Origin of the sequence: Streptomyces sp. NPDC057438, from assembly GCF_042802995.1 — a bacterium.
GTDB lineage: Bacteria > Actinomycetota > Actinomycetes > Streptomycetales > Streptomycetaceae > Streptomyces.
The window spans coordinates 1-26,696 of sequence record NZ_JBHVDD010000112.1; the positions used below are offsets into that span (position 1 = coordinate 1).

A 26,696-nucleotide genomic window follows, 5' to 3' on the forward strand; every position below is an offset into this window, starting at 1 on the left:
ACACCGTACGGTGTCGGGCCCGGGCCGCCCGCGGTCGTGGAGGAGGCGGGGGCGGCCGCCGTGCCGCCGCCGCTCGCCCGCGGTGCCGTCAGTCCTCGCGCGGCCAGTTCTCGGCCTCGAACATCCAGCGCTGCTTCTCCAGCTCGTAGGTGACGGAGATCAACAGGTCCTGGGTGACCTTGTCGGCCTCCTCCACGGACTCGATACGCTCGCGCAGGCGCTCGATCGCCGTCTCCAGCGCCTCCACCAGCAGCTTCACGACCTCGGTGTCCCGCAGCCAGCCGTCCTTCGGCCCCTGCAGGGCGAACCGGGCGGCCACGGTCTCGGGCCGCCCGTCCGGGGCCACGCCGAGCGCCGCCGCGCGCTCGGCGACCTGATCGGCGAACGTCCGGGCCGTGGACACCACCTCGTCCAGCTGCAGGTGGATCGAACGGAACCTCGGTCCCACGACGTTCCAGTGGGCCTGCTTCCCGATCAGGGAGAGCCCCAGCAGATCCACCAGGCTCTCCTGCAGCGCGTCGCCCGCGATCCGGCGGGCGGGCTCGGGAAGTGTGCTCCTCACCATCGTCATTGCGCAGTGCTCCCTATCGCTTCACGCTTCATACCGGCGAACGCTTCGTACCGGGCGGCGTCGGCACTCCCGGCTCTGCGGAGCAGTTCGGTGCGTTCCTCCTCGCCCATGCCGCCCCACACGCCGGCCGTCTGCCCGTTGCCGAGCACCCAGTTCAGGCACTCGCGGCGCACCGGGCAGCGGGCGCAGACGCGTTTGGCGGCGGCGACGTCGTCGAGCGCCGGCCCTGTGGTGCCCACGGGGAAGAACAGTTCGGGGTCCTCTCCCACGCAGGCCGCTCTCCGCAACCACTCCATGCGGGTCCGGGTGCCCAGGCCGCACGGGGGAAAACGCGGTGTGCGGCGGCGGCTCAACGCCCCAGCGCGGCGTCCACGAACTCCTTGACGTCCGCGAGCACTTCAGCCTTGTTCGTCTCGTTGAGCACCTCGTGCCGGGCACCCGGATAGATCCGCTCGGCCCACTCGGCGCCGCGGAACTCCTCGATCCCCGTACGGCTGCCGGACAGCGGCACGATCCGGTCGTCGTCGCCGTGCAGCCACAGCAGAGGGAGGGCACCGACCGGCCCGGCCTTCGAGATCGTCTCCAGACCGCGGTCGATCGCCTCCAGCGTCGGCCGCTTGAACGGGCCGTGCCACACCAGCGGATCGTTCGCGTACGCCGCGCCGACCGCCATGTCCCGGGAGAGCAGCTTGGGGTCGAGCGGCGCCTCGGGCATCTCCGGAAGGGCGAGCAACGCCCGCAGCGGCTGCCAGATCCCGATCAGCGGCCCGGACAGGACGACCGCGGCGAGCCCGGCCCCGTGGCACTGGGCGTACCGCGCGGCGATCAGCCCGCCCATCGAATGGCCGATCAGCACCACCGGCAGACCCGGATAAGTGTCCCTGGCCAGTACGTCCACCGCGCGCACATCGGCGACGACGTCCTCGAAGTCCTCGATCAGCACCCGCTCGCCCGCCGACCTGCCGTGCCCCATGTGGTCGGGGCCGAACACCGCAGCGCCGTGCCGCACCAGAGCGTCGGCCACATGCTCGTACCGGCCGATGTGCTCCCCGTAGCCGTGCACCAGGAGCACGACGTACCGCGCGCCCTCGCACGGCCATTCCCGTGCGGTGACACCGCCCCGCGTACCGGCGAAGCGGTGCTCGCGCGAGTCGGCCATGACTCCTCCAACTACGTCGGTGAAGGTACCCGGGGGATCTTGCCAGCCCGTCGGACGATGGTCCATGGGCCGACCGGGGCGAAACCCGGACCCGGCGGCGCCCGGCCGCCCGGATCCCGAACCGGGGCGCGGGCAGGGCCGACTGGCGAGACGGTCCTGTCGCGTGCCGATAGGTGCGCATAGCATCGGGCTCCGCATGAACACGATGACTCTCTGGCACCTGTCCACGGCCGAGTTCGCGGCCCTCGCCCTCGCGGCCCTGCTCGTCGGCTTCTCGAAGACCGCCGTCAGCGGTGCCAACACGGTCAGTCTCGCGATCTTCGCGGCCGTCCTGCCCGCCCGCGCCTCGACCGGTGTCCTGCTCCCGATCCTCATCGTCGGGGACGTGCTCGCCGTCCTGACCTACCGCCGGCACGCCCACTGGCCCACCCTGTGGAAGCTCTTCCCGGCGGTCGGCGCGGGGGTCGTCCTCGGCACGCTCTTCCTGCTCCGGGCCGACGACGGGATGGTCCGCACCTCGATCGGCGCGATCCTGCTGCTGATGGCGGCCGTCACGATGTGGCGCCGGCGCGCGGTCGACAACGACGGCGAACCCGACGCCGTCACCACCCGCGCCGGCCGCGTCAAGGCCCGCTCCTACGGTGTCCTCGGCGGCTTCACCACCATGGTCGCCAACGCCGGCGGGCCCGTGATGTCGATGTACCTGCTCTCGGCGGGCTTCCGGAAGCTCGGCTTCCTCGGCACGTCGGCCTTCTTCTTCCTCATCGTCAACGTCTCCAAGGTCCCGTTCAGCGTCGGTCTCGGCCTCATCGACGCGCACTCCCTGCTGCTGGACGCCGCCCTCGCCCTGTTCGTCGTCCCGGGTGCCCTCCTCGGCAAGTGGGCGGTGAACCGCATCAACCAGAAGCTGTTCGAACAGCTGGTCATCGCGGCGACCATCGTGGGCGGCCTGCAGCTGCTCCTCCGCTGACCTGCGGGCCACTCCTGCGCTGAGGGGCCGCCCCCGCCGTCTGTCGTCACCGAGGCCCTGGACGAGCCGCCGCCCGTCCGGCCCCGTCCCCGCGCAACCGGGGAGCCCAGGCCCCCGCGTCCACCGCACCGCCGTCGCGCTCCACGACACCGGCCAGCCGCCGCGCCCAGGCCCCCACCCCGGCCAGATCCACGCCGTAGGGCCGCCGCCGCCCGCTCTCGGCGCCCCACTCCTCCACGGCCCCGGCCCCGCGCCGCAGCAGCAGGGCCCCGCCCCTGGCGTTCCCGCGCGCCGAGTGAGTGAGGCCCACCGCGAGCTGGGCGAGGCCCCGCCACAGCGCGCGCTCCTCGTCGGGCCCGGACTTCCAGGCGTCCTCGAAGACCTCGTGGGCGTGGAACGGCTTCCCCGCGTCCAGCAGCGCCTGCGCCTCGGCGACCGTCTCCTCCGGAGCCCGCACCACCCCCTCCGGCTGCCGCTCGACCCCCGGCGCCCCGTACGGCAACGGACGCCCCAGCCCGTCCCGGGGCCGCGCGCTGCGCGCCCGCCCCTCCTCGTCCCGGTCCCGCCCCGACGCCGTCCCGTCCCGCGCTGTCCCGCTCATCCCCCGATTGTCCCCCGCCCCTCACCGGCTGCGGGGCAGTGGCCGACGTACGGTAAAGTTCTCAGTGCGCGATCACGCGGGTCACCGCGGGCAGCGCACCGGGACGTGGCGCAGCTTGGTAGCGCACTTGACTGGGGGTCAAGGGGTCGCAGGTTCAAATCCTGTCGTCCCGACTTCACGAAGTCGTGGTGAAGTCGCAGATCAGGGGCCGTGGCGGAGTATTCCGCCACGGCCTCTGACGCATGTGCCGGAGTGCCGGGCCGGGTGGTCGCCCGGACCGCACCGTGCGGCTACGCGGCCTGCGGGGCGAAGGGGCGCAGCACGTCCTCCCCGGGCCGGACGACGCCGTAGCTGCTCTCGGGGACCTCGTTCCAGGCACCGGGCATGTCGCCCAGGGGCTCGGAGACGATGAGGCGGGTCTCGTCGGAGACCTCCCGCAGGAACGACAGGTCGGGGTGGAGCGCGCGCAACGTGTCCACCCGGGTGCTGTAGAACAGCGAGCGCGACGTCTTCTGGCTGGAGTAACGGAAGGCCCACAGCGCCTCGCCGTCCGTCACGGCGACCGTCATCTGCAGCGGGGCCTCAACCCCGTGCTCGTGGCCGACCCGCTCCACCAGGCCGGCCATCCGCGAGACCGCGCCCGGAGGGTCCTCCTCCAGACCCAGCGTGAGCGCCAGGTAGAACATCAGCTCGGAGTCCGTCTGCCCCTCGATGTCGGCGAAGAGGTCCGGGGCGACGGCCAGGGCGAGGTCCCGGCGGAGCCGGTGGAAGTCGGCGATCGCGCCGTTGTGCATCCACATCCAGCGGCCGTGACGGAAGGGGTGGCTGTTGGTCTGCTGCACCGCGGTACCGGTCGACGCCCGGATGTGGGCGAAGAACAGCGGGGAGCGGACGTGGTCGGCGATCTCCCGCAGATTGCGGTTGCTCCACGCCGGACCGATGTCGCGGAAGATCGCGGGGGTGTCCAGGTCGGCCGAGTACCAGCCGACGCCGAACCCGTCACCGTTGGTGGTCTCGACACCCAGCTTGGAGTGCAAGCTCTGGTCGATCAGGGAGTGCGCCGGCCGGTAGAGGATCGTGTCGAGCAGGACGGGCGTTCCCGAATAGGCGAGCCACCTGCACATCGGCTCCCACCTTCCTGGCGAACGGGGTGGACGGTGCGGCACGGGTGAACGTGGTGAAAGAGGGTGAGTGAGGCAGTAGGTCCGTACGGGTGAACCGGCCTTCCCATGGTCGTGCGGCCACCCGTTGATCGCCACACGACGCGCGAAGGGCTCAGCCCCGGTACTCCCGCAGCTTCCTGTACAGCGTGGCGCGGGCGATGCCCAGCGACACCGCCGTACGGGCCTTGTTGCCGCCGTTGCGGCGCAGGGCCTCCAGTATGGCGGAGCGTTCGGCGTGCTCCATGGGGCTCAGGCGCCGGGCCGCCGGCCCCTCGCGGACGGGATCGGGCAGTTCGGCGCGGCCAACGGGCCCGCACACACGCCGCTGTTCGGCCAACGCCCTCACCAGATGGACGAGTTCGGTGACATTGCCGGGCCACGGATGCCGCTCCAGGGCACGCAGGGCGTCCAGGGTCCAGGTCAGCGGAGGCTGACCGGGTTCCGGCTTCGGGGCCACGGCCGTCAGTAGATCCCTGACGTCCTCCGGCCGTTCGCGCAGCGCGGGCAGCGTGACCGAGCGGGCGGCCAGCCGGTCCAGGAGGCGCTGGAGGCAGGGACCGGGCGGTGTGCCGGGCGTGTACGTGGCCAGCAGCGGTGTCCCCGGCCGCGATGCGAGGAGCGAGTTGAGAGTCGCGATGTCGGGCTGCGCGAGACGCTCCACATGGCGGATGAGGAGCGCGTGGCCTTCCCTCAACGCATGCAGCACAGAACCGAGTTCGCCCTCCGCCGCGTCGACGACCAGCAGTTCGGGGGTCAGTTCACGGGCCAGCGCGGTCTTCCCGGTGCCCCGTTCGCCGACGAGCAGCAACGGCTCGGGCGACCGGGCCAGCTCCGTCGCCCGGCCCACCGCGTGCCGCCAGGGCACCGAACGCCCGGCCAGCGCCACGGCCCCCCGCTCGAGCGGCACCGCGGTACCGGCTCCCAGCGGCTCCAGCACGGCCACCGCCCCGATGACCGACCCCCGGTGCGCCACCGGGGACACCTTCGCCGAACACCGCTCACCGTCCGGCAGGCGCACGCGGTACGAGCCCGGCGCGCCGGTGGTCACGTACGCCGGAGCGGGCGCGGGCACGGTGGTCCCTGTGACAGCCTCGGACCCCGTGTCGGACGCCCACCCGGTACCGGGCCGTGCCGCGCCCGTTCCCGGACCGGCCCCGGCCGCCACCGCTCCCGACCCCGCCGAACCCGGGCGGTCCGCCGCCGGCAGTCCTTCCTCGCCGGCCCCGGCCCCTTCACCGGCCCCGTCCCGCAACAGCGCGACCACGCTTCGCTCCAGCGCGTCCAGCCCCTCCGGTGACAGCAGCCTCCCCGCGGCCTCGCTGACCAGTCGGTTGCGGCCGTCCAGGGCGACGACCGCCCGCCGCCGCTCCCGCGAGGCCCGCAGATAGGCGTCCAGCAGAATCCGCTCGGCCGGCCGTGACCGTGCCAGCAGTTCCGCCTCGACGGAACCGGCCGCGGCCTCCGCGAGGGACGCCCAGGGATGCGGGGCGCGGTCGGCGCACAGTGCGGTGGTGACCGTCACCGTGCCCACGGCCCGCCCGGTATCCGGCGCGAGCACGGGCACGCTGACCGCCGACACGTCCTGCCACAGATCGAGGAAGTGCTCCGGACCGTGCACCTCGGCGCGACGCCGGGTGCGCAGTGCGAGTGCCGCGCTGTTGTTGCCCGCCACCTGCTCGGAGAAATCCTCGCGGCACCGAGCGCCCGGCGCGCGCCCGGTCGCCCACAGCACCCGCAGCCGTTCGTCGGTCAGCAGGAGCGCCGCCCGTCCGGTGCCCACGACGGGGGCCAGTCGTTCGAGCACCGGCCGCGCGGCGGCCAGCAGGTGGTACCCCTCCCGTCGTACCGTGTCGCGTGGCGCGGCGGCCGCAGGACCCGGCACGTCGTGCCGCAGGCCGAGGAACCGGGCGCGCCGCCAGGCGGCGACGATCTCCTCCGGTACACCGTCCGGCAGTTGGCGCCCCGCCAGGAACAACGCGCGGGCCCTGCCCAGCGATTCCAGGGCAGGGTGGACGGGTAGGCGCTCCGCGGTAGTCACGACACCACTGACGGTACCCGGCGAGATCGAAGAGATGACGTCCACCCGGGCGACTCCGTCAGGTCGGCCCGCACCGCCGCCCGGAGGGGCGCGGCCCGTCGCCGTACCCCGGACTGCGGCCGTCCGGCAAGCCGCGCGCACTGTCTCGTATTGAGACACCCACGCTCCCGCGCAGCCCTCCATGATCATGACCGCCGGTGCTCGTCCTCACCCCCTGGAGCGTCTCTCGTGAACACCGTGGAACCGGATGTCGTGACCGACGTACTGATCGTCGGCAGTGGCCCCGCGGGCGCCTCCGCCGCGCTCGCCCTGAGTACGTACGGCGTCCCCAACATCGTGGTCACCCGCTACGCGCGTCTCGCCGAGACGCCCCGGGCCCACATCACCAACCAGCGCACCATGGAGGTGCTGCGCGACCTCGGCGTCGAGGACGAGGTGGTCGCGAGGGCCACGCCGCAGCAGCTGATGGGCGACACGACCTTCTGCACCAGCCTCGCCGGGGAGGAGCTGGGCCGGGTCCGCTCCTGGGGCAACGACCCGCTCGTCCAGGCCGCGCACGAGCTGGCCAGCCCCACCCGGATGTGCGACATGCCGCAGCACCTCATGGAGCCCGTCCTCGTCGACGCGGCGGTGGCGCGGGGCACCAACCTGCGCTTCAGCACCGTCTACAAGTCCTTCGTCCAGGACGACGAGGGTGTCACGGTCACGGTCGAGGACCGGCTGCGCGGCGACGAGTACACCATCCGTGCCAAGTACCTCATCGGCGCCGACGGTGGCCGGTCCCAGGTGGCCGAGGACGCGGGCCTGCCGATGGGCGGCCAGATGGGGGTGGCCGGGAGCATCAACATCGTCTTCGGCGCCGACCTGACGAAGTACACCGCGCACCGCCCGTCCACCCTCTACTGGGTGCTGGCCCCCGGTGCCACCGTCGGCGGGATCGGCGCGGGCCTGGTCCGGTGCGTCCGGCCCTGGGACGAGTGGCTGATCGTCTGGGGCTACGACGTCACCGCGGGAGCCCCCGACCTGACCACCGAGTACGCCGAGTCGGTCGTCCGCAGGCTGGTCGGTGACGACGAGATCCCGGTGACCATCAAGTCCTCCTCGGCCTGGACCGTCAACGAGATGTACGCGGAGACCTACTCCAGCGGGCGGGTCTTCTGCGCCGGCGACGCCACGCACCGCCACCCGCCGTCCAACGGCCTCGGCTCCAACACCTCCATCCAGGACGCCTACAACCTGGCCTGGAAGCTCAAGCTCGTCCTCGACGGCACCGCGGCCCCCGCGCTCCTCGACAGCTACACCGCCGAACGCGCCCCGATCGGCAAGCAGATCGTCACCCGCGCCAACAAGTCCATCGGCGAGACCGCCCCCGTCTTCGAGGCGCTCGACGGGCTCTCCCCGCAGACCCCCGAGCAGCTGTGGGCCAACATCGCCGCCCGCAAGGACGACACCGAGGCGGCCGAGAAGCAGCGGGCGAAGCTCCGCGAGGCGATCGGGTTCAAGGTGTACGAGTTCAACGCCCACGGCGTCGAGCTGAACCAGCGGTACTCCGCCGAGACCTCCGTGGCCGTCGTCCCGGACGGCACCCCCGAGCCCGGCTTCGACCGCGACCCCGAGCTGTACCACCAGCCCACCTCCCGCCCGGGCGCCAAGCTGCCGCACGCCTGGATCACCGCCGGAACCCGTACCCTGTCCACGCTCGACACCGTCGGCAAGGGCCGGTTCACGCTGCTCACCGGTATCGGCGGCGCCGACTGGGTCCGGGCCGCCGGCGCCCAGGACCTGCTGGAGATCGCCACCGCCGTCATAGGCCCCGGCCAGGAGTACGAGGACCCGTACGGCGACTGGGCGCGGCTCAGCGAGATCGCCGACGGCGGAGCCCTCCTCGTACGGCCGGACGGGTACGTCGCCTTCCGGCACGCGCGGGCGGCCGTGTCCCCGCTGGACGCCGAGCGGTTGCTGACCCGGGCGGTGCGGCGCATCCTCGGGCGTGCCTGAGCCGGAGGTCCCCGGGGCGCGGGTCGCGTGCGGGGAACAGCAGTCGGCTCCGCCGGGGCGGAGTCGCGTGAACAGTCGGAGGAGTGGGGCATGAGCACCGAATTCACCACCCGGATCACCGAGGCGGTCGTCGACAGCTTCGAGGGCACGGCCGACCCGCGCCTGCGCGAACTGCTCGCCGCCCTCACCCGTCACCTGCACGCCTTCGTCCGCGAGACCGAGCCCACGATGGCCGAGTGGGAGCAGGGGATCGCGTATCTGACGGCGACCGGGCGGGCCTGTACGGACACCCGGCAGGAGTTCGTCCTCCTGTCGGACGTCCTCGGCGTGTCGATGCTGGTCGAGACGATCAACAGCGAGGGGCGGGACGAGAAGGACGAGCGCCACGAGAACGCGAAGGAGAACGAGAAGGAGGAGTGGGGCGGGAGCGAGGGGCGCGGTGGCGTGACCGAGTCGACGGTCCTCGGCCCGTTCCACATGACCGAGTCCCCGGTCCGGGAACTCGGCGCGGACATCGACCTGGTCGGCGGCGGGGAGCCGTGCGTGATCAGCGGGCGTGTGCTGTCGAGGGACGGCACCGCGCTGCCCGGCGCGGTCCTCGACGTCTGGCAGGCGGACGCCGAGGGCTACTACGACGTGCAGCAGCCCGACGTCCAGCCGCCGGGCAACGGCCGCGGACTGTTCACGGCGGACGCCGAGGGCCGTTTCTGGTTCCGCACCTGCGTCCCCAGTCCGTACCCCATCCCCACGGACGGCCCGGTCGGCGACCTCCTCCGGGCGACCTCCCGGCACCCGTACCGCCCGGCCCACATCCACTTCATCGCCTCGGCCGAGGGACACACCCCGGTCACCACCCACATCTTCGTGGCCGGCAGCGACCACCTCGACTCGGACGCCGTCTTCGCCGTGAAGGAGAGCCTCGTCCAGGACTTCACGGAGACCGACGACCCTGCCCTGGCCCAGCGGTTCGGCATCCCGAACCCGTTCCGGCACGCCCGGTTCGACCTCGTTCTCGGCCCGAGGGAAACGTCCGGCACGGACAACCCGGGGCGTGTGTGATGGAGTTCGAGTACGAGGCACAGCCGATGCGGGTCGTGATGCGTCCCGGCGCCGCGGTGACGGCGGTGGCGGGAGAGGCCGAACGGCTGGGTCTGCGGCGGCTGTTGGTGGTGTGCGGCCCGAGGGGCGCCGAGACGGCCCGCGCGGTCGCCGACTCGCTCCGCGGCGCCCGCGCAGGACTGTTCACCGAGGCCCGCCAGCACGTACCGGTGGAGGTGGCCGACCAGGCGGTCCGGGCGGCGCGGGACGTGGGCGCGGACGGCTGCGTGGCCGTCGGCGGCGGCTCGGCGATCGGACTGGGCAAGGCGATCGCGCTGCGCACCGAACTGCCGCTGATCGCCGTGCCGTCGACGTACTCCGGCTCCGAGATGACCCCGGTCTGGGGACTGACCGAGAACGGTGCCAAGCGCACCGGCCGGGCCGCGTCGGTCCTGCCGCGCAGTGTCGTCTACGACGCCGAGCTCACCCTCTCCCTCCCCGTCGCCCTCTCCGTGACCAGCGGGGTCAACGCGGTCGCCCACGCCGTCGAGGCCCTGTACGCGCCGGACGCCTCGCCCCTGGTGTCGCTGACGGCGCAGGAGGGTGTCCGCGCCATGGCGGAGGCACTTCCCGCGGTGGCGGCCGCCCCCGGGGACAGGGCGGCACGCGGCCGGGCCCTCTACGGCGCCTGGCTCTGCGGGACCGCGCTCGGGGCGACCACCATGGGCCTGCACCACAAGCTCTGCCACGTCCTCGGCGGCACCTTCGGCCTCCCGCACGCCGAGACCCACACGGTCGTCCTGCCGTACGTCCTCGCGTACAACGCGCCGGCCGCGCCCGACGCCATGACGGCACTGGGCCGCGCCCTGAACGCCGACGACGCCGCCCAGGCCCTGTGGGACCTGACGGGCAGCCTCGGAGCGCCCCGCTCGCTGGCCGCGCTCGGCCTCGACCGGGCCGACCTGGACCGCGCGGCGGCCGAGGTGACGGGACAGGCGTACCCCAACCCGCGCCGGGTCACCGCGGCGGACGCCCTGGCGATCCTGGAGGCGGCGCACGAGGGCACCCGCCCGCCGGTGTGGTCCTGACGCAGGATCACCACGCGAGAGGTCCGCGTTTTCGTGGCCCGGACCGGCGTCCGGCCGCCTTCCGCTTCTCGGTACCCGGCGCCCCCGGCGTGCCGGCCGCGTCACGGTCGTCGAGCGTTCACTCGATGGTCGCCCCCATGTCTGAGATCGGCGGCGGCAGGGTAGGACCCCGATGCCGTCGGTGCGGTCCGGCATGCTGGGGGGCGCCTTGGATCAGCCGTATTTCTTTCTCAGTTACGCCAGGCGGGACGACCGGGCGGCGTACGTGGGACGGTTCTACACCGACCTGCTCGACGCCCTCGCCCTCCCGGGCGCCGTGTCGGCCCGCCAGCCCACCTTCCGTGACGTCGAGAACATCATGCTCGGCGACGACTGGCTGCTGGAGCTGAGCCGTGCCGCCGGAGCGTGCAGGGCGATGGTCGCGCTCTACTCGCCGGCGTACTTCCGCAGTGAGTACTGCGGCAAGGAGTGGACCCACTTCGCGGCGCGCGTGCAGCGGTACCACGAGATGACCTCGGTGCAGCCGCGGGCTCTGGTCCCGGTGCTCTGGGAGCCCGTGTCGCAGCGCAGGATGCCCGCCGCGGTCAAGGCCGTCCAGTACACCGAACCGGGACTGGGGGAGGAGTACCTCAGGTACGGGCTGCTGCAGCTGATGCAGTCCGACCCCGGCGGGCGCGCGTACCGGCACGTGGTCGAGGAGGTGGCCCGCCGGGTGCGCAAGGCGGCGGACTTCTTCAACCTGCCGGTCGACGAGCCGCCCGCCTTCGACCTCTCGGCGGTCCGGGGCTGCTTTCCGGTCGGCGAGACGCCCGAACTCGCGGGCCATGTGAGGATCTTCGTGGCCGCCTGCACCAAGGAGCAGCCCCCGCTGGGCCGTTCGCACACCGCCTACTACGGGGAGGCTCCCTGGACGTGGGCGCCCTACAGCCCACCGCGGGTCCCGTCCGTCGTGGAGCGGGCGACCCGGGTCATCACCGGTGACGGGCACACCACGAGCGTCGAGGCGGTGAGCCCTCAGCTGATCCGCCGGCTCAACCGGGCCCGCCACCTCAACCAGGTGTGCGTGCTGCTGGTCGACGCCTGGTCGGCGCGTGAGGACCCGTACCGGGAGGCACTGCGCCGGTACGACACGCTGCACCACCCGACGACCGCGGTCCTCGTGCCCTGCCACGAGCACGACAGCGAGTCGGGCGCCGACAACGAGGCCCTGTGGGACGCGGTCCAGGAGGTCTTCGAGCGCAACTGGATGCGCCGCAACGACCATCACGATCCGGTGTTCTGGGCCCCCGTGGACCAGCACGACTTCGACGACACGCTGTCCCGGGCCGTGACCGTGACCCAGAACCGGATCGCCGCCAGCGGCCAGGTCCGTCGCCTGCCGCCGGGCCGGACACCGCCGTCGATGCCCCGGCTCTGACCCGCCCGACACGACTGCCCAGGAGACCGGATGAGCATGTCCAGCGCACCGGACGGCCGAGGCCAGGTCGTCACGTTCTACTCGTTCAAGGGCGGCGTCGGCCGCACCATGGCCCTGGCGAACGTGGCGTGGATCCTGGCCAGCCGGGGCAAACGCGTCCTGGCCGTCGACTGGGACCTGGAGGCTCCGGGCCTGCACAGCTACTTCCACCCGCTGCTCACCGACCCCGAACTGCGCGACACCGACGGGCTGATCGACCTGCTGCGCGCCTACCAGCAGGCCGTTCTCCTGCCCGGCCGTGAGGAGGCCCCGCAGGACGACGACTGGTTCCGCCGGACACTGGACCTGACCCCGTACGTGGTCGGCCTCGACCTGCGGTTCGCGAGCGGCGGACGGCTGGACTTCCTGCCCGCCGGGCGGCAGAACGCCGCCTACTCGGACTCCGTGACCTCCTTCGACTGGCACGCCTTCTACGAACGGCTCGGCGGCGGATCGTTCCTGCTGGAGCTGCGCGAGGAAATGGCCGCCCGCTACGACTACGTCCTGATAGACAGCCGCACGGGCGTCACCGACAGCTCGGGTATCTGCACGGTCCTGCTCCCCGACACCCTCGTCCTGGGCTTCGTCTACAACGTGCAGAACATGCGCGGCTCCGCCCACGTGGCCCGTGCCGTGACGAAGGGCTCCCGGCGGCCGATCCGGCTGCTGCCGGTGCCGATGCGGGTCGAGGACGCGGAGCGGGAGCGGCTGGAGATCAGCCGCGACCGCGCCCGGGAGGTCTTCGGCGGCCATCTGACGTGGCTGGACGAAGGCAGCGTCGAGCGGTACTGGGGCGATGTGGAGATCCCGTACAAGACCTTCTACGCCTACGAGGAGATCGTCGCGCCCGTCGGTGACCGGCCCCTGCAGGAAGGCACGGTGCTGAAGGCCTGCGAACGTCTGACGGACTGGCTCACCGACGGCGAGGTCCGTCGCGGGGTGCCCCTGCCGGACGAGGAGCGGCAGCGGCTGCTCACCGCGTACATGAACAAGAGCCGGGCCGTCAGCGCCTGTCTGTTCGTCAGCCACGCGCCCGAGGACCGGATCTGGGCGGAGTGGGCCGCCTGGCACCTGGAGTCCGCCGGATTCCGCGTCACGCTCCACGACGTCACCGCCACCAGGCCGGGCGAGACCGCCCCGGAAGTGGTCCGTGCCCTGGCGGAGGAGGGCAGGATCCTCGTCCTGCTGTCCGCGGAGTACGCGGCCGCGCCACAGTCCGCGGCGCTGTGGCGGGCGCTGGCGGGCCGGGAGCGGTCCCTGGCGCCCGAACTCGTCGCCGTCCGCGTCCACGGCGGCGAACGGGCCCTGGAGCCCCCCTTCGACCTCGCGGCCGCCCCCAGCGTCGCCCACCTCGGTGCGGTGAACGCCGTACGACGGCTGCGGCAGAGCGTCGGCCCGCCGCCCTCGGCGCCCACCCCGGCACGCGGCGCGGGCGCACCGTTGCCACCGGAGCCCCCGCGCTATCCCGGCACCAACCCGGCCGTCGAGTCGCTGCAGCCGAGGAACACCGGCTTCACCGGCCGGAACGCGCTGCTGCACGAGCTGCGGGACCGGTTCACCGCGGCCGCGGGACCGTCCACGCCCCAGGTGCTGGTGGGACTCGGCGGCGTGGGCAAGACGCAGACCGCGCTGGAGTACACCTACCGGTTCCGCGGCTCCTACGACGTGGTGTGGTGGGTGCCGGCCGCCGAACCGACGGTCATCCCGGGAGAGTTGGCCCGGCTGGCTCCCCAACTCGGCATCGAGCACGGGGAGGACACCGCGCTCACGGCCGGGCGGGTGCTCAGGGCGCTGGCGAGCGGGACGCCGTACCGCAGCTGGCTGCTCGTCTTCGACAGCGCGGGTTCCCCGGGCGAGACGGCCGAATGGCTGCCCGCCGACACCGCGCGCGGCGGCCACGTGCTCGTCACCTCCCGCGACCGTACCTGGGAGGAAGCCGGGAACGTGCTGCCGGTCGAGGTGTTCGAACGGTCCGAGAGCGTGGCACTCCTCGGCCGGCGCAATCCCGGCCTCGACCCGGACAGCGCCCAGCAGATCGCCCACGAACTGGGCGATCTGCCGCTCGCCGTCCACCAGGCCGCGGTGTGGCTGAGCGCCACGGCCATGCCCGTCGACCGGTATCTGCGGCTGCTGCGCACCCATGCGACGGAACTCCTCAAGCGCACGGAGAAGCGATCGCTGGAGATGGCCGGCTGGCTGGTGTCGTTGGAGGAGATCCGGTCCAACAGCCCTGCGGCGGCCGACCTGTTGGAGATCTGTTCCTTCTTCGGAGCCGACCCCATCCCGATGGACCTGCTGTACACCCGTTCCCTGATGGACGCGCTCACGCTGGAGGAGGACGAACCCCGGGACGAGGTGACCATCAGCGAGGTCTTCCAGGAGATCAACCGGTTCGGGCTGGCCCAGGCGGACCCGGAGGAGGGCACCATTGTCGTCCACCGCCTGGTGCAGGCCGAGATCCGCCACTCGCTGCCCGTGGAGCGGCGCCTGCAACTGCGCGCGGTGGTGCACTCCGCGCTCGCCGCCGGCAACCCCAAGACGCCCGGCGCGCCGGAGAGCTGGCCGCGCTACGCACAACTGCTGTCGCATCTGTGGCCGAGCCGGGCGGCGCGCAGCGACGACCCGGAGGTACAGCAGTGGATCATCGACACGGTGCGCTGCCTGTGGCGCCGCAACCTGCTGTCGTCCGGGCGGGACACCGCCGAACGCGTCCTCGCGGAGTGGACGGCACGCCTGGGCCCGGACGACAACCAGGTACTCCTCCTGCGCACCCAGCTCGGCAACATCCTGCGCTCCCAGGGCGTCTCGCGCGAGGCCTACGACAACGACCTCGACGTCCACCGGCGGATGGCCGCCCTCGTGGGCCCCGGCCGCCGCCGTACGCTCATCGCGGCCGCCAACGTGGCCGCCGACCTCAACGCCCTCGGCCGGTACGACGAGGCCCGGGAGTGGGACCGCGCCACCTACGAGGCCAGCAAACGGGTCTGGCCGCCCGAGGACCTGCGGCTGTCCATGCACGCCAGCAACCTCGGCGTCTCGGAGTACCTGTGCGGGGACCGCCGCGCGGCGCTGGAGATCCACCGGAGGGTGTACCGCGACCGGCTCGACCTCAAGGGCCCGACCGACATCTACACGCTCAGCGCGGCCTCCAACTACGCCCGCGACCTGCGCGAGACCGGTGACCTCCGGACCGCGCTCGACATCCTGGAGGAGACCTGCCAGGTGCTGTGGGAGCGGCTCGGCAAGAGGCACGCCCAGACCCTGTCCACCCAGCGCAACCACGCGGTGGCGCTGCGCCGGGCCGGCCGCTACGAGGAGGCCCGCGACCTCGTCGCCTCCGTCCACCTCATGTACGCCGAGGACCGCGGCCGCGACCATCCGGACACCCTGGCCGCCCGCGCCGACCTGGCCAACGTCCTCGCGGCCCTGGGCGATGTCGACAGCGCCCGCGACCACGCCGACCACATCCTGGCCCGCCAGCGGCAGACCCTGGGCGAGACGCACCCCTACACGCTGGGATGTCAGAACAACCTGGCGATCTACCTGCGCCTCGGCGGCCACGCGGCCGCCGCCCGCGCCACCTCCGAGCGAGCCCTCAGAGCCCTGACCGACACCCTCGGCGAACGGCACCCCTACACCCTGGACGCGACGATCAACTACGCCAACTGTCTCGTCGACACCGGTGAGCCCGAGGCCGCGATCGCCCTCGAACGCGAGGCGCTCGCCGGGGTGTTGGAGACCCTGGGGGCGGACCACTACGACGTCATCACCCTGCGGTCCAACCTGTCCGTGGATCTCGCGGGGGCTGGTGTCACGGACGAGTCGGAGGAGCACTACAGTGAGGCTCTGCAACTCGCCGCCCAGACTCTGGGAGTGGACCACCCGACCTACGAGGCGGTGGACAGCGGGGTGCGTCTGGACGCGGACATCGAGCCACCCTTCACTTTCTGATCCCGTGTCACGGAACGGTACGAGCGCGCGAGATCCCGGCCCCTGCGGCGCGGTTGTTCCCGGCGCCGCTTTGTGTTGCTTCCTGCCGTTTTTCTTTGCTCCGCTGCTATTCTCCGCTCACCGCTACGGGCATGTCCCGCCGGGCGGACGCCCCGTGTCAGCATGGCCCCTAGGAGTGCGGTGTCACCCTTCCTGTCCTCGCCGGACACGTCCGAGGACCGCGCCCCCCACCGCGCGCGCCCGACCGGACCTGCCGAGGACCGCCCCGGCGCCGTGACCGAGACCAGCGCTCTCGGTCATCTGCTGCGCCGCCTCGCCCTGGAGGCCGCGCATCCGGACGTCACGTATCCGGCCGAGTTCGAGTCCTCGCTGCCGAGCGAAACGCTGAGGTGATGACCTCCGCGCCGGGCCCCGCGCCCCTGGCGTTCCTGCGGCAGTTCGTCCTCAAGGTGCACAGCCGCTGCAACCTGGACTGCGACTACTGCTACGTCTACCACTCCGCCGACACCAGCTGGCGCGAAAAGCCCCGCCTGATGGAGACGGCGGTGGCCGAGCAGGTGGCCCTGCGCATCGCCGAGCACGCCACCGCCCACGGTCTGCCGGACGTCCGGATCGTGCTGCACGGCGGGGAGCCGCTGCTCCTCGGGGCCGGGCGGCTGGAGGAACTGCTCGGGATCCTCGGTCGGCGCCTGGAGGAGGCCGGGGTGCCCGTCCGCTTCTCGGCGCAGACCAACGGGGTGCTGCTCACCCCCGACGTCCTGGACGTGCTCCTGCGGCACCGGGTGGGCGTCAGCGTCAGCCTCGACGGCACGCGGGCGGGCCACGACCGGCACCGGCGCTTCCCCGGGGGCGGGGGCAGCCACCGGCTGGTGACGGAGGGACTCGCCCGCCTGGGAGCGCCCCCGTACCGCCCGCTGTACGCGGGCCTGTTGTGCACGATCGACCTGGCCGACGACCCCGTCGACACCTATGAGGCCCTGCTGGCCGCAGGCCCCCCGCGCGTCGACCTGCTGCTGCCGCACGGCACGTGGGACACACCGCCCCCCGGCCTCGCGCAGCGGCGCGGCCGGATTCCCGCCGACCCGCCGGTGTCCGCGCACGGCGCGACGGACCGGCGGGACGGCACTCCGTACGCCGACTGGCTGCGACGCGTCTTCGACCGCTGGTACGACGCCCCCGTACGGGAGACGGGTGTCCGGCTCTTCGAGGAGCTGATGGCGGGCGTCCTCGGAGGGACGATGCGCACCGAGTCGGTGGGGCTGGCCCCGGTGACCCTGGCGGTGGTCGAGACCGACGGCTCCATCGAGCAGTCCGACTCCCTGAAGGTCGCCTACGACGGCGCGCCGGAGACGGGACTGGACGTCTTCCGCCACGGTTTCGACGACGTCCTCGACCAGCCGCGGATCCGGCAACGCCAGTCCGGTGCCTCGGGGTTGGGGCCCGTCTGCGGACGCTGCCCGGTGCTCGCGGTCTGCGGGGGCGGTCTCTTCGCCCACCGGTACGCCTCCGGGAGCGGTTTTCGCAACCCCTCCGTCTACTGCGCCGACCTGGCCGCCCTGACCCTGCACATCCGCGCCCGCGTCCGCGCCGACCTCGCCGGGACGCCGCGGGGCTTGCCCGAGCTGGACGTCAGGGGTAGGTAGGGTAGGGTTTGCCTGCGCGTTCACGGACGACATGTGGACCGCGCGACGGGACGTGGCGCAGCTTGGTAGCGCACTTGACTGGGGGTCAAGGGGTCGCAGGTTCAAATCCTGTCGTCCCGACTGGAGACAGTCACAGGGCCGGTTTCGGAGATCTCCGAAACCGGCTCTTGAGCGTTCTCGGCTTCATCCGCCCGTTCTGGGGACGGCGGCACGGTCGCTCAGATGGAACCGACGGCCAGGGTCTGGAACTCGCTGGGGAGGTCCGCGCGCCTGGTGACGTTGAGCTTGCGGTACACGCGGGTCAGATGCTGCTCCACCGTGCTGATCGTGACGCACAGTTGGTCGGCGATCTCGCGGTTGGAGTTGCCCAGGGCGGCCAGGGACGCGACGCGTCGCTCCGCCGCGCTGAGGGGATCGCGTGGAGTGGCGGCCGGGTCGGCCGGAGTCCCCTCCCTGCCGCGCAGCTGCAGGGAGGGTTGCAGATGTTCGGCGCCGCAGACATCGGCCAGGTGCAGCGCCTGGTACAGGGTCCGCCGTGCCTGATCGGCCTCGCCGATCGCGCGCTGCGCCGAGCTCAACGCGGCCAGTGCCCGGGCCAGTTCGAGTCTGTCCCCGGCGAGCCGCAGCACACTGACGGCCTCCAGCAGCAGACTCGTCCGGCGCCGCGGTTCGGCGATCTCGGCGAGCAGGCACATGGCGACGCCGCGGCTGCGGGATTTGGCGCTGCCGGGGCGGGCCAGCTCCGCCTCCGCGAGCCGGCGGACCTGGTCCCGCTGCCCGAGGCGCAGATGGGCGGCAGCCGCGCCGCTGCGCCAGGGCAGGAAGGCGGGCAGGTCCATGTCCCAGGCGCGGGCCCGGTCGCCGCAGCGCAGAAAGTCGTCCAGGGCGGCGTGCACCTGGTTGGTGGCCAGATGGTGCTGGCCCCGGGCGTAGAGATACTGCAGGCCGTACCGGGACTCGGAGATGGCCTCCGGTACCGAGTGCCGCAGATACTCCTCGGCGACGTCGGCCGCCCCCATGGCGGTCGCCGCCAGGACGAGCGTGCTCAGGGGCGCGCCGACGGCGACTCCCCAACTGCGGGGCGAGAGGTGGGTCATGGCCCTGCGGGCGAGCGCGCACGCCTCGTTCAGATCGCCCTGCCGCAGGGCCAGTTCGGCGCGGATCGCGGTGAGCTTCGCCTGCCAGGTGGGCGCCTGCCGCAGGGTGGCTTCCCGCAGGAGTCTGGCCGACCAGAGGGAGGCCTGGCCGAGCCGGTCCGCGTAGACGAGAGCGAGCAGCGCGGACTCCAGCGCGTACAGGTTGCCCTCGTCCAGGCCGCAGGAGCGCAGCACCTGTTCGGCGCTCCGGGCGCTGGACTCGTCGCCGCCGTTGCGCAGCGTCGAGCCGAGGACGGTCTCGGCGAGCAGGACGGGCCGGGCGGCCGCGGGTTCCCTGCCGTCGCGGATGCCCGGACCGTCCTCGGCGGTGGGCAGGAGGGACACCATCGTGGGGTAACGGTTCCGCAGCCACTCCCGGGTCTCCGGGAACAGGCCGTGGGGGCCCGGGGCCTTCGGGCCCAGCGTGCGGATCAACTCGGCGGCCTCGTCGGAGCGCCCGTGCCACAGCAGGGCACGGGAGAGCGGCACGGTCAGTTCGGCGGGCAGGACGCCCGTCAGCAGCGCTTCGGACAGCGGCCCCAGACGGGGGGCCACCGTGGAGGGATTGAGCTGCCACTCCAGTCGCGCGAGCATCATCGAGGTGAGCGCCCGCTCCCGCACGTCGTCGGAGCCGGAGAGCGCCAGTTCCAGGCATTCCAGGGCGAAGCCGACGTCGCCGCTGCGGCGCGCGTGCTCGGAGGCGTCCATCAGCACCGGGACGGCCCAGCACGTTGGCACGTGTCGGACGGCGACGAGATGCCGCGCGACCGTGGACGTCGGCAGCCCCTCGTGGTGGAGCAACTCCGCGACGTCGAGGCGCAGTCTCCGGAGCGCGCCCCAGGGGATGTCGTCCAGGACGGCCGAGCGCGCCGCCGGATGACGGTAACGGCCGCCCGCGACGAGCCCGGCGGCCTCCACATGTCTCAGCGCGTCGGCCACCGAGGACGGGTCGAGTCGGAGCAGGCGGCCTATGCGGTCGGGGGAGGAGCAGGAGTCCAGCACCGCCATCGCGCGGGCCACACCGAGGACGTGCGGCTCCCGGCCGTGCAGACAGGCGAGCACCGCCTGGGTGAACTCCTCGCCGGCGGACGGCACTTCGGGCTCGGCGTCACCGTCGGCCGGCCGGTCGCGGTGGTCCCTCAGCAGGGCGCGGACCAGCAGCGGATTGCCTCCGCCGAGGGAGTGGTAGACCGAACCGCGGGCCTGGGCCTCCTGTGTGCCCAGGGCCCTCGCCGTCAGCTCGGTCGTGCCCTCCAGAGACAGGGGAGACAGCCGGACGCGCCGGTAGAAGGGATGGCGGAGCAGTTCGGCGCTCAACAGCGGAGGGCAGCGGCGGGCACTGTCCGGGCGGCTGAACACCAGCATCACAGGGGCGGATCTGGTGTGCGGGAGCAGGTGCAGCAGACAGTTCAGGGAGGCGGAGTCGGCGTGGTGGATGTCGTCGACGCAGAGCACCAGGCCGCCCGCCCCGGCCGCGTGCAGCAGCGTCCGGCACAGGCCGCGGGCGACATGGGCCTGCAGGGCGGCCGACTCATGACGGGCGGACGGATCGGCGGCGAGACCGGTCTCCAGCTCGGTCATCCGCGTACGGAGCGGGGCGGGCAGTGAGAGGTCCCGGACGAGTTGATGGACGATACCGAACGGGACGTCGCGCTCCTCTTCCCTGCCCACGGCTCGCAGGACCTCGGAACCGGTCGCGGACGCCTCCTCGGCGAAGGCATAGAGCAACTCCGACTTGCCGATGCCCGCGGAGCCACTCACGAGGACGACGTGTCCCTTGCCCTGGCGGCTTCCCGAGAGGAAATCGTGTAACGCGCACAGTTCGTCTTCGCGGTCGATCAGTATCATGCATGTACTCTTTGCGGCACGTCGGAATTCTATTCGTAAAAACGCGAGTAGATTTCCGGAGATTTCAAGTTTCGTTGCGGAGCCTTTAGTAGAGCCCCTCGGGAGCCGACGAAGTGGTCTGCAGCGGAGTCACGTTCGCGACTCCGTCGGACGGCCACCCGGAACCGGTGTCGTAACGCAGTGCCTGGTCGCGTTCGAGGATGTTGGGAAGGAACAGGTCTTCGTGCAGCACGGTCAGTCGAACCTGTCCTACAGTGCCGTATTCCACTGCGGTTGACCAGTCCTCTTTGCGCACGACATTCATCGTCACCTGCGGGTAATTCGGAACATAGGGCATGAGTTCCGCGTTCTGCTCCACGGGCAGCCCCGCCGCGTTGCCGAAGGTGTTGCCGTAGCTGCGACCGCAGATGCCGTCGTCCATCGCGGCCATGAAGTCCCGATACATGTCCGGGCTCAGCTGCGTGCCGCTCAGCCGCACCCCCCGCATCGGTGCGACCAGTTCGGGATGGCGGCGCACCAGCGCCTGGAAGAGCGCGGGCGTGGTGTTGAGGTAGTCGATCCGGCCGTGGGCGAGGACGTCGGCGACCTGCTCCAGCAGATGGGCGGTGTACTCGGTCGCGTCCGCCAGCCGGCCGGCCCGGATGAGCCGCTTGACCCAGCGCGGGTCCATGTCGACCCCGTACACCTGCCCGGCGTACAGGTCCGACACCTCCCACATGCCGTTGCCGATCAGGTGCGGGCCCGTGGGGGTCGCCTGGAGCCAGGTCCGCCCCCGGGCGAACCCCTCGGTGACGAAGGACCAGCGGCGCCACGCGCCCCGGTGCAGCAGCATGGCGGGCGTGTAGAACAGCCGGCAGGGCGTGCCGGTCGTACCGCCGGTGTCCCAGACGCGGCCGGTCAGCGGGCGCGGCACGTCGAGCGGCACCAGGTCCGCCGGGTCCTGGGAGCGCAGGATGTCCACCGGAAACGGGCCGAACGCCGTGAGCTGGTCATAGCGGGTGATGTCCCGCGCGTCGAAGCCCAGTCCCGCGGCGCGCCGCAGCCAGTACGGGCTGCCGGTCTCCGGGTGGAAGTGCCGCGCCACCACCTTCCGCGTCCACGCGTCGAGGTCGGTTCCGAGCCAGTCGTCGATCAGCGCGTCGCACTCCGTACCCCGCTCGGTGGGCGACAGCTCGGCAGGCGGCGCGCTCACCGGGCCCGCACCGGTGAAAGTTCTATGCCGAACTCGTACACGCTGGTCAGCACCTGCTGGATGTGTTCGGGCTTGTCGACGTGGACCACCGGGAACGGGAACCTGAGGATGCCGTCCGGGATCGAACCGCCCATGATGAGGCCGAGGCGCACGCCCTGGTCCTTCATCTCGTCGCAGACGTCCACCAGGCTGATCGGATCCGTGGGGTTCCGGTCGAACAGATCCCGTACGTCCTCCGCCGTGGTCAGGGTCTTGCGCTCCAGGCAGGAGACCAGCGGCAGTTCGGGCGCCTTGAACGGCATCGCGTCGAGGTACGGCGCCATGAACTCGCGGAAATGACCGCGCAGCGGCGAGTGCACGGCGATCGGCCGGTCCGGCAGGGGGGCGACGGTGCCCGGCGGAAGGTCTCCCGCCAGCGCGTCCAGCGCCTTCCGCTCGCCCGACAGCATCAGGATCCGCATCGCCCCGTCGGCCGTCGGCCCGAAGTCCCCGGACAGATGCACCCCGGCCCGGCCCTCGCCCCGGTACGCGGCCACCAGGTCGCCCTCGGCCGGCGCGAACGCCAGCGCGAGGCCCTGCTCCGGCTCGTCGGCGGGCAGTTCGGGGGTGTGACGGGCGTGCGCCAGCATCTCGAACAGCTCCCGCCGCCCGATCGAGCCGGCCAGACAGCTCGCCGTCATGGCGCCGAGGCTCAGTCCACCGAGCACCGCCGGGCTGAGCCCCTGCTCCGCCAGCGCGTCGTGGATGCCGAGGGCCAGCGCCGTCTCGCGGATCGTCCCGGCGCTCTGCCGCTCCTCCTGCGGCTCTGGCAGCTCCTCCTCCAGGATCTGGCCCACCGTGAGACCCGTCCACTCCGAGACCTGCTCGTACAGCTCCCGCATCACGGGATGGGCCCGGTACATCTCCAGGCCGTGCACTTCCGTACCCACTCCGCCGCCGAACAGAAAGCCCAATGCCATAAGTGTCTCCCGTGTATCTCGAACAAAAAAGGCGTGAACAGGACATGGTGCTCTCGGTGCGCCAACTGCACGACAGGGCCGTCGAGACCGCTGATGCGCAGCTACCGTACCCATCACCCGGCCTTGCGGAAAGGGTCATCTGTCCCTGATTCGAGCCATCGGCGGATGTCGCGGGCCGCGCTATCGAAACGATATGCGGGGCTGCCAGAGTTCTTCCGTGGCCCGAGTAATTCCCCTTGCCCGGTCGGCCGGGAAGTCTGAAGTGGAAGAAATGTCGAATCAGGACGACGACGATCCCCGCACGCCGATTGCGGTCGTCGGATACTCCTGCCGACTGCCCGGCGCGCCCGACCCGGAGACCTTCTGGCGTCTGCTCGCGACGGGGCGGCACTCCATCACGGAGGCACCGCTCGACCGCTGGGACGCCGACGCGATCGCGTCGGCCGGCGCGGCACCGGACGCCGAACGGGTGCGGTGGGGCGGATTCCTCGAACGGGCCGACCTCTTCGACGCCTCCTTCTTCGGGATCTCCCCGCGCGAGGCCACCGCCATGGACCCCCAGCAGCGCCTCGTGCTGGAACTCGGCTGGGAGGCCCTGGAACACGCGGGCATCGTCCCCGGCTCCCTGGCCGACAGCCCGACCGCCGTCTTCGTCGGCGCCGCCGCGGACGACTACGCGATCCTGCGCGCCCGCCTGGGCGCCGCCGGCATCACCCGGCACACGGCCGTCGGCACCCAGCGCACCATGATCGCCAACCGGCTCTCCCACGCCCTCGCCCTGCGGGGGCCGAGCCAGACCGTCGACAGCGGGCAGTCCTCTTCCCTGGTCGCCGTCCAACTGGCCTGCGAGAGCCTGCGCGCGGGCGACTGCACGACCGCCCTGGCGGGGGGCGTCAACCTCAACCTCGCCCTGGACGGCGCGCTCGTCGCCGCCGGCTCCGGCGCCCTCTCGCCGGACGGGCGATGCCACACCTTCGACGAACGCGCCAACGGCTATGTACGCGGCGAGGGCGGAGCCCTGGTCGTCCTCAAGACCCTCGACCGGGCCATGGCCGACGACGACCGCATCCGCTGCCTGATCCTCGGCGGCGCCGTGAACAACGCCGGCAACGCCTCCTCCGGGCTGACCGTCCCCGACGAGAGCGCCCAGCGCGAGGTGATCCGGCTCGCCCACCGGCGCGCCGGGACCCGCCCCGACCAGGTGCAGTACGTCGAACTGCACGGCACCGGGACGAAGGCCGGCGACCCCGTCGAGGCCGCGGCACTCGGCGCGGCCCTCGGTACCACGCGGACGCCCGGCAGGCCCCTGGCCGTCGGCTCCGCCAAGACCAACGTCGGCCATCTGGAGGCCGCCGCCGGTGTCGTGGGCCTGCTCAAGGTCATCCTGTCCATCGAGTACCAGGCACTTCCGCCCAGCCTCAACTTCACCGCCCCACCCCCCTCGGTGCCCCTGGACCGCCTCAACCTGACGGTCCAGCGAGAACTCGCGCCCTGGCCGTACGACGACCTGCCGAGGACGGCGGGGGTGAGCTCGTTCGGGATGGGCGGCACCAACTGCCACCTGGTGCTGTCGGACTGGTGCGGCCGCGGCACACCCGCCGCCGCCCCCGACCCGTCGTACGCCCCGCTGCCCGCCCTCGTCGCCCTCTCCGGCCGCGACGAGCCCGCCCTGCGCGCCCAGGCGGCACGCCTGCTCGGCCATCTCGCCGAACGCCCCGAACTCGGGCCCGGCGAGATCGCGTACTCCTGCGCCACGACCCGTACCCACTTCGCGCGACGCGCGGTCGCCCTCGCCACCGATCGTGACGACCTCCTCGCCTCGATCGAGGCCCTGGCCGAAGGCCGCCCCGCGCCGCGCGTGGTGGAGGGCACCGCACGCGAGGGCGGCCTCGCGTTCCTGTTCACCGGGCAGGGCAGCCAACGGCCCGGTATGGGCGCGGCACTGCACGCCACCTTCCCCGTCTTCGCGCACGCCTTCGACGCGGCGTGCGAGGAAATGGACCGCCACCTCGACCGGCCGCTGCGGGACCTCGTCCTCGACAGCGGCGGCACCCCCGACGCGGCCCTGCTCGACCGGACCGGCTACACCCAGCCGGCCCTCTTCGCCTTCGAGACCGCGCTCTACCGGCTGCTCGAACACGGGGGACTGACACCGGACGCCGTACTGGGCCACTCCGTCGGCGAACTGGTAGCGGCACACGCGGCAGGCGTACTGGACCTGGCGGACGCCTGTGCGCTCGTCGCGGCCCGAGGGCGTCTGATGGACGGACTGCCGGGCGGCGGCGCGATGGTCTCGGTCCAGGCGTCCGAGGAGGAACTCCGCCCCGACCTTGCCGGTTTCGCCGGCCGGGTCGCCGTGGCCGCGCTCAACGGACCGGCCTCGACCGTGCTCTCCGGCGACGAGGGCGCCGTGCTCCGACTCGCCGGACGCTGGCGCGACCGCGGCCGCAGGACCAGGCGACTGCGGGTGAGCCACGCCTTCCACTCGCCCCACATGGACGGCATGCTCGACGAGTTCCGCCAGGTCGCCGAGAGCCTCACCTACCGCACACCGCACCTCCCCGTGGTATCCAACCTGACCGGCCGCACCGCCACCGAGGACGAACTGCGCTCTCCCGGCCACTGGGTCCGCCACGCCCGCGACGCGGTCCGCTTCCTCGACGGGGTCAGGACGCTGCACGCCCGCGGCATCGTCCACCACCTGGAGATCGGGCCGGACGCGGTGCTCTCCACCATGGCCCGCGACTGCGCGCCCGACGGCGCAGGCCAGGTCTTCGTCCCCGCCGTGCGGGGGGACCGCGACGAAGGGGCCACCCTCTACACGGCACTCGCGCAGCTGCACGTGGGCGGCGCCACCGGAGCCCTGAACCAGCTTCTCGCCTGCCCGCGAGCACGCCGCGTCGCCCTGCCCACCTACGCCTTCCAACGGCAGCGGTACTGGCTCGGCACACCCGGCACACCGCTCCCGCAGGGCTCGGCCGCACCCCGACTCCCGTCGCCGGAGCCCGACATGGCCCACGTGGCCGCGCCCGGCGACCGCCGACCCGAACCGGCGGAACTGGTGCGCGCACACGTGGCCCGCGTCCTCGGCCACGGCTCGCCCGACGCCGTGCGGATCGACACCTCCTTCAAGGAACTCGGTTTCAGCTCCCTCATGGGCGTCGAACTGAGCGACCTCCTCAGCGGATCCACCGGCACCCGCCTGCCCAGCACCCTGATCTACGACCACCCGACCCCCGAGGCCCTGATCCGGTACCTGGGGAACGCGGCGGACGGCGACACACCGGACGACGGCACGCCGGGCCCGCAGGCTCTGCTCCAGGCGGGTGTGGGGGAGCCGGTGGCGGTGGTGGGGATGTCGTGTCGGTTGCCGGGTGGGGTGGTGTCGCCTGCGGGGTTGTGGGAGTTGGTGGTCGAGGGGCGGGACGGTGTGTCGGGGTTTCCGGTGGACCGGGGCTGGGATGTGGAGGGGTTGTTCGATCCGGATCCGGATCGGCCGGGGACGTCTTATACGCGGCATGGCGGGTTCTTGCATGATGCGGCGGAGTTCGATGCGGAGTTCTTCGGGATCTCGCCGCGTGAGGCGTTGGCGATGGATCCGCAGCAGCGGTTGTTGCTGGAGGCGTCGTGGGAGGCGGTGGAGTCGGCCGGTATCGATCCGCACGCGTTGCGGGGCAGCCGCACCGGAGTCTTCGCCGGCACCTTCACCTTCCGTGACTCCGACAGCGGCGCCAGGCTGCCCGACTCCTCCGAGGGACGCCGGCTGACCGGTGGTGCCGCGAGTGTGCTGTCGGGTCGGGTGGCGTTTTCGTTGGGGCTCGAGGGTCCTGCGGTGACGGTGGACACGGCGTGTTCGTCGTCGTTGGTGGCGGTGCATCTGGCGGT

At 72.3% G+C, this 26,696-nt stretch carries 18 protein-coding genes and 2 tRNA genes; 11 read left to right on the forward strand and 9 right to left on the reverse strand.

Annotation, left to right across the window (positions count from 1 at the left end; all coding sequences use genetic code 11):
- Positions 1 to 88 precede the first annotated feature (88 nt).
- From ACFU5F_RS37770 to ACFU5F_RS37780, 3 genes are read right to left on the reverse strand one after another with little or no spacing between them, the layout of a single operon-like run.
- Positions 89 to 571 carry a Dps family protein gene (locus tag ACFU5F_RS37770; protein WP_383897600.1) on the reverse strand — a complete coding sequence of 161 codons (483 nt, stop codon included), beginning with the start codon at positions 569 to 571 and terminating at the stop codon, positions 89 to 91.
- Positions 568 to 867 (reverse strand): WhiB family transcriptional regulator, encoded by a 300-nt coding sequence (locus ACFU5F_RS37775; protein WP_383897602.1) that lies wholly within the window; start codon positions 865 to 867, stop codon positions 568 to 570. Before ACFU5F_RS37775 ends, ACFU5F_RS37770 begins: the two co-directional genes overlap by 4 nt.
- 53 nt (positions 868 to 920) lie before the next feature.
- Complete coding sequence (locus ACFU5F_RS37780; protein WP_383897604.1) at positions 921 to 1,730, reverse strand: alpha/beta hydrolase; 810 nt, start codon at positions 1,728 to 1,730, stop codon at positions 921 to 923.
- Positions 1,731 to 1,926: 196 nt separating this feature from the next.
- Between ACFU5F_RS37780 and ACFU5F_RS37785 the strand changes: the two genes are divergently transcribed.
- A complete protein-coding gene (locus tag ACFU5F_RS37785) occupies positions 1,927 to 2,700 on the forward strand; it encodes a sulfite exporter TauE/SafE family protein (RefSeq protein WP_383897606.1) in 774 nt (257 codons plus the stop codon).
- Between the two features lie 46 nt (positions 2,701 to 2,746).
- On the opposite strand, the gene ACFU5F_RS37790 is transcribed toward ACFU5F_RS37785, so the two are convergent.
- A complete protein-coding gene (locus ACFU5F_RS37790) occupies positions 2,747 to 3,301 on the reverse strand; it encodes a DUF309 domain-containing protein (protein WP_383897608.1) in 555 nt (184 codons plus the stop codon).
- A gap of 99 nt (positions 3,302 to 3,400) precedes the next feature.
- Here ACFU5F_RS37790 and ACFU5F_RS37795 point away from each other — a divergent pair.
- A tRNA-Pro gene (locus tag ACFU5F_RS37795) sits at positions 3,401 to 3,474 on the forward strand.
- A gap of 117 nt (positions 3,475 to 3,591) precedes the next feature.
- Here ACFU5F_RS37795 and ACFU5F_RS37800 read toward each other — a convergent pair.
- Together ACFU5F_RS37800 and ACFU5F_RS37805 are read right to left on the reverse strand one after the other, a co-directional pair.
- Positions 3,592 to 4,425 (reverse strand): class II glutamine amidotransferase, encoded by an 834-nt coding sequence (locus ACFU5F_RS37800; RefSeq protein ID WP_383897609.1) that lies wholly within the window; start codon positions 4,423 to 4,425, stop codon positions 3,592 to 3,594.
- 151 nt (positions 4,426 to 4,576) lie between these two features.
- Positions 4,577 to 6,502 (reverse strand): sigma-54-dependent Fis family transcriptional regulator, encoded by a 1,926-nt coding sequence (locus tag ACFU5F_RS37805; protein WP_383897610.1) that lies wholly within the window; start codon positions 6,500 to 6,502, stop codon positions 4,577 to 4,579.
- Positions 6,503 to 6,730: 228 nt separating this feature from the next.
- Here ACFU5F_RS37805 and ACFU5F_RS37810 point away from each other — a divergent pair, with 228 nt between their 5' ends.
- The 8 genes from ACFU5F_RS37810 to ACFU5F_RS37845 all read left to right on the forward strand — a co-directional run bounded on the left by ACFU5F_RS37810 (position 6,731) and on the right by ACFU5F_RS37845 (position 17,796).
- Positions 6,731 to 8,500: an FAD-dependent oxidoreductase gene (locus tag ACFU5F_RS37810; protein ID WP_383897612.1), complete on the forward strand. Its 1,770-nt coding sequence runs from the start codon at positions 6,731 to 6,733 to the stop codon at positions 8,498 to 8,500.
- Between the two features lie 90 nt (positions 8,501 to 8,590).
- A complete protein-coding gene (locus ACFU5F_RS37815) occupies positions 8,591 to 9,559 on the forward strand; it encodes a dioxygenase (protein WP_383897613.1) in 969 nt (322 codons plus the stop codon).
- Positions 9,559 to 10,626, forward strand: a complete 1,068-nt coding sequence (locus ACFU5F_RS37820) for a maleylacetate reductase (protein WP_383897615.1) — start codon at positions 9,559 to 9,561, stop codon at positions 10,624 to 10,626. The genes ACFU5F_RS37815 and ACFU5F_RS37820 overlap by 1 nt, the downstream gene beginning before the upstream one ends.
- Before the next feature lie 208 nt (positions 10,627 to 10,834).
- Entirely contained in the window at positions 10,835 to 12,043 is a 1,209-nt protein-coding gene (locus tag ACFU5F_RS37825) for a TIR-like protein FxsC (RefSeq protein ID WP_383897616.1), read from the forward strand.
- A 30-nt stretch (positions 12,044 to 12,073) separates the two neighbouring features.
- Positions 12,074 to 16,033: an FxSxx-COOH system tetratricopeptide repeat protein gene (fxsT, locus tag ACFU5F_RS37830; protein WP_383897618.1), complete on the forward strand. Its 3,960-nt coding sequence runs from the start codon at positions 12,074 to 12,076 to the stop codon at positions 16,031 to 16,033.
- A 180-nt stretch (positions 16,034 to 16,213) separates the two neighbouring features.
- Positions 16,214 to 16,426 carry a hypothetical protein gene (locus tag ACFU5F_RS37835; RefSeq protein ID WP_383897620.1) on the forward strand — a complete coding sequence of 71 codons (213 nt, stop codon included), beginning with the start codon at positions 16,214 to 16,216 and terminating at the stop codon, positions 16,424 to 16,426.
- Positions 16,426 to 17,676 carry an FxsB family cyclophane-forming radical SAM/SPASM peptide maturase gene (locus ACFU5F_RS37840; protein WP_383897622.1) on the forward strand — a complete coding sequence of 417 codons (1,251 nt, stop codon included), beginning with the start codon at positions 16,426 to 16,428 and terminating at the stop codon, positions 17,674 to 17,676. The genes ACFU5F_RS37835 and ACFU5F_RS37840 overlap by 1 nt, the downstream gene beginning before the upstream one ends.
- Positions 17,677 to 17,722: 46 nt before the next feature.
- A tRNA-Pro gene (locus ACFU5F_RS37845) sits at positions 17,723 to 17,796 on the forward strand.
- Positions 17,797 to 17,894: 98 nt separating this feature from the next.
- Here the strand turns inward: ACFU5F_RS37845 and ACFU5F_RS37850 are convergent.
- The 3 genes from ACFU5F_RS37850 to ACFU5F_RS37860 all read right to left on the reverse strand — a co-directional run bounded on the left by ACFU5F_RS37850 (position 17,895) and on the right by ACFU5F_RS37860 (position 22,811).
- Positions 17,895 to 20,660 carry an AAA family ATPase gene (locus tag ACFU5F_RS37850; RefSeq protein ID WP_383897623.1) on the reverse strand — a complete coding sequence of 922 codons (2,766 nt, stop codon included), beginning with the start codon at positions 20,658 to 20,660 and terminating at the stop codon, positions 17,895 to 17,897.
- Positions 20,661 to 20,745: 85 nt separating this feature from the next.
- Positions 20,746 to 21,852, reverse strand: coding sequence for an arylcarboxylate reductase (locus tag ACFU5F_RS37855; RefSeq protein WP_383897625.1), 1,107 nt, complete (start codon positions 21,850 to 21,852; stop codon positions 20,746 to 20,748).
- On the reverse strand, positions 21,849 to 22,811 hold the full coding sequence (locus tag ACFU5F_RS37860) for an ACP S-malonyltransferase (RefSeq protein ID WP_383897626.1): 963 nt from the start codon (positions 22,809 to 22,811) through the stop codon (positions 21,849 to 21,851). Before ACFU5F_RS37860 ends, ACFU5F_RS37855 begins: the two co-directional genes overlap by 4 nt.
- A 271-nt stretch (positions 22,812 to 23,082) precedes the next feature.
- On the opposite strand from ACFU5F_RS37860, the gene ACFU5F_RS37865 reads away from it, so the two are divergent.
- Positions 23,083 to 26,696: type I polyketide synthase (locus tag ACFU5F_RS37865; RefSeq protein ID WP_383897627.1), on the forward strand; the 3,614-nt coding region annotated here is incomplete at its 3' end.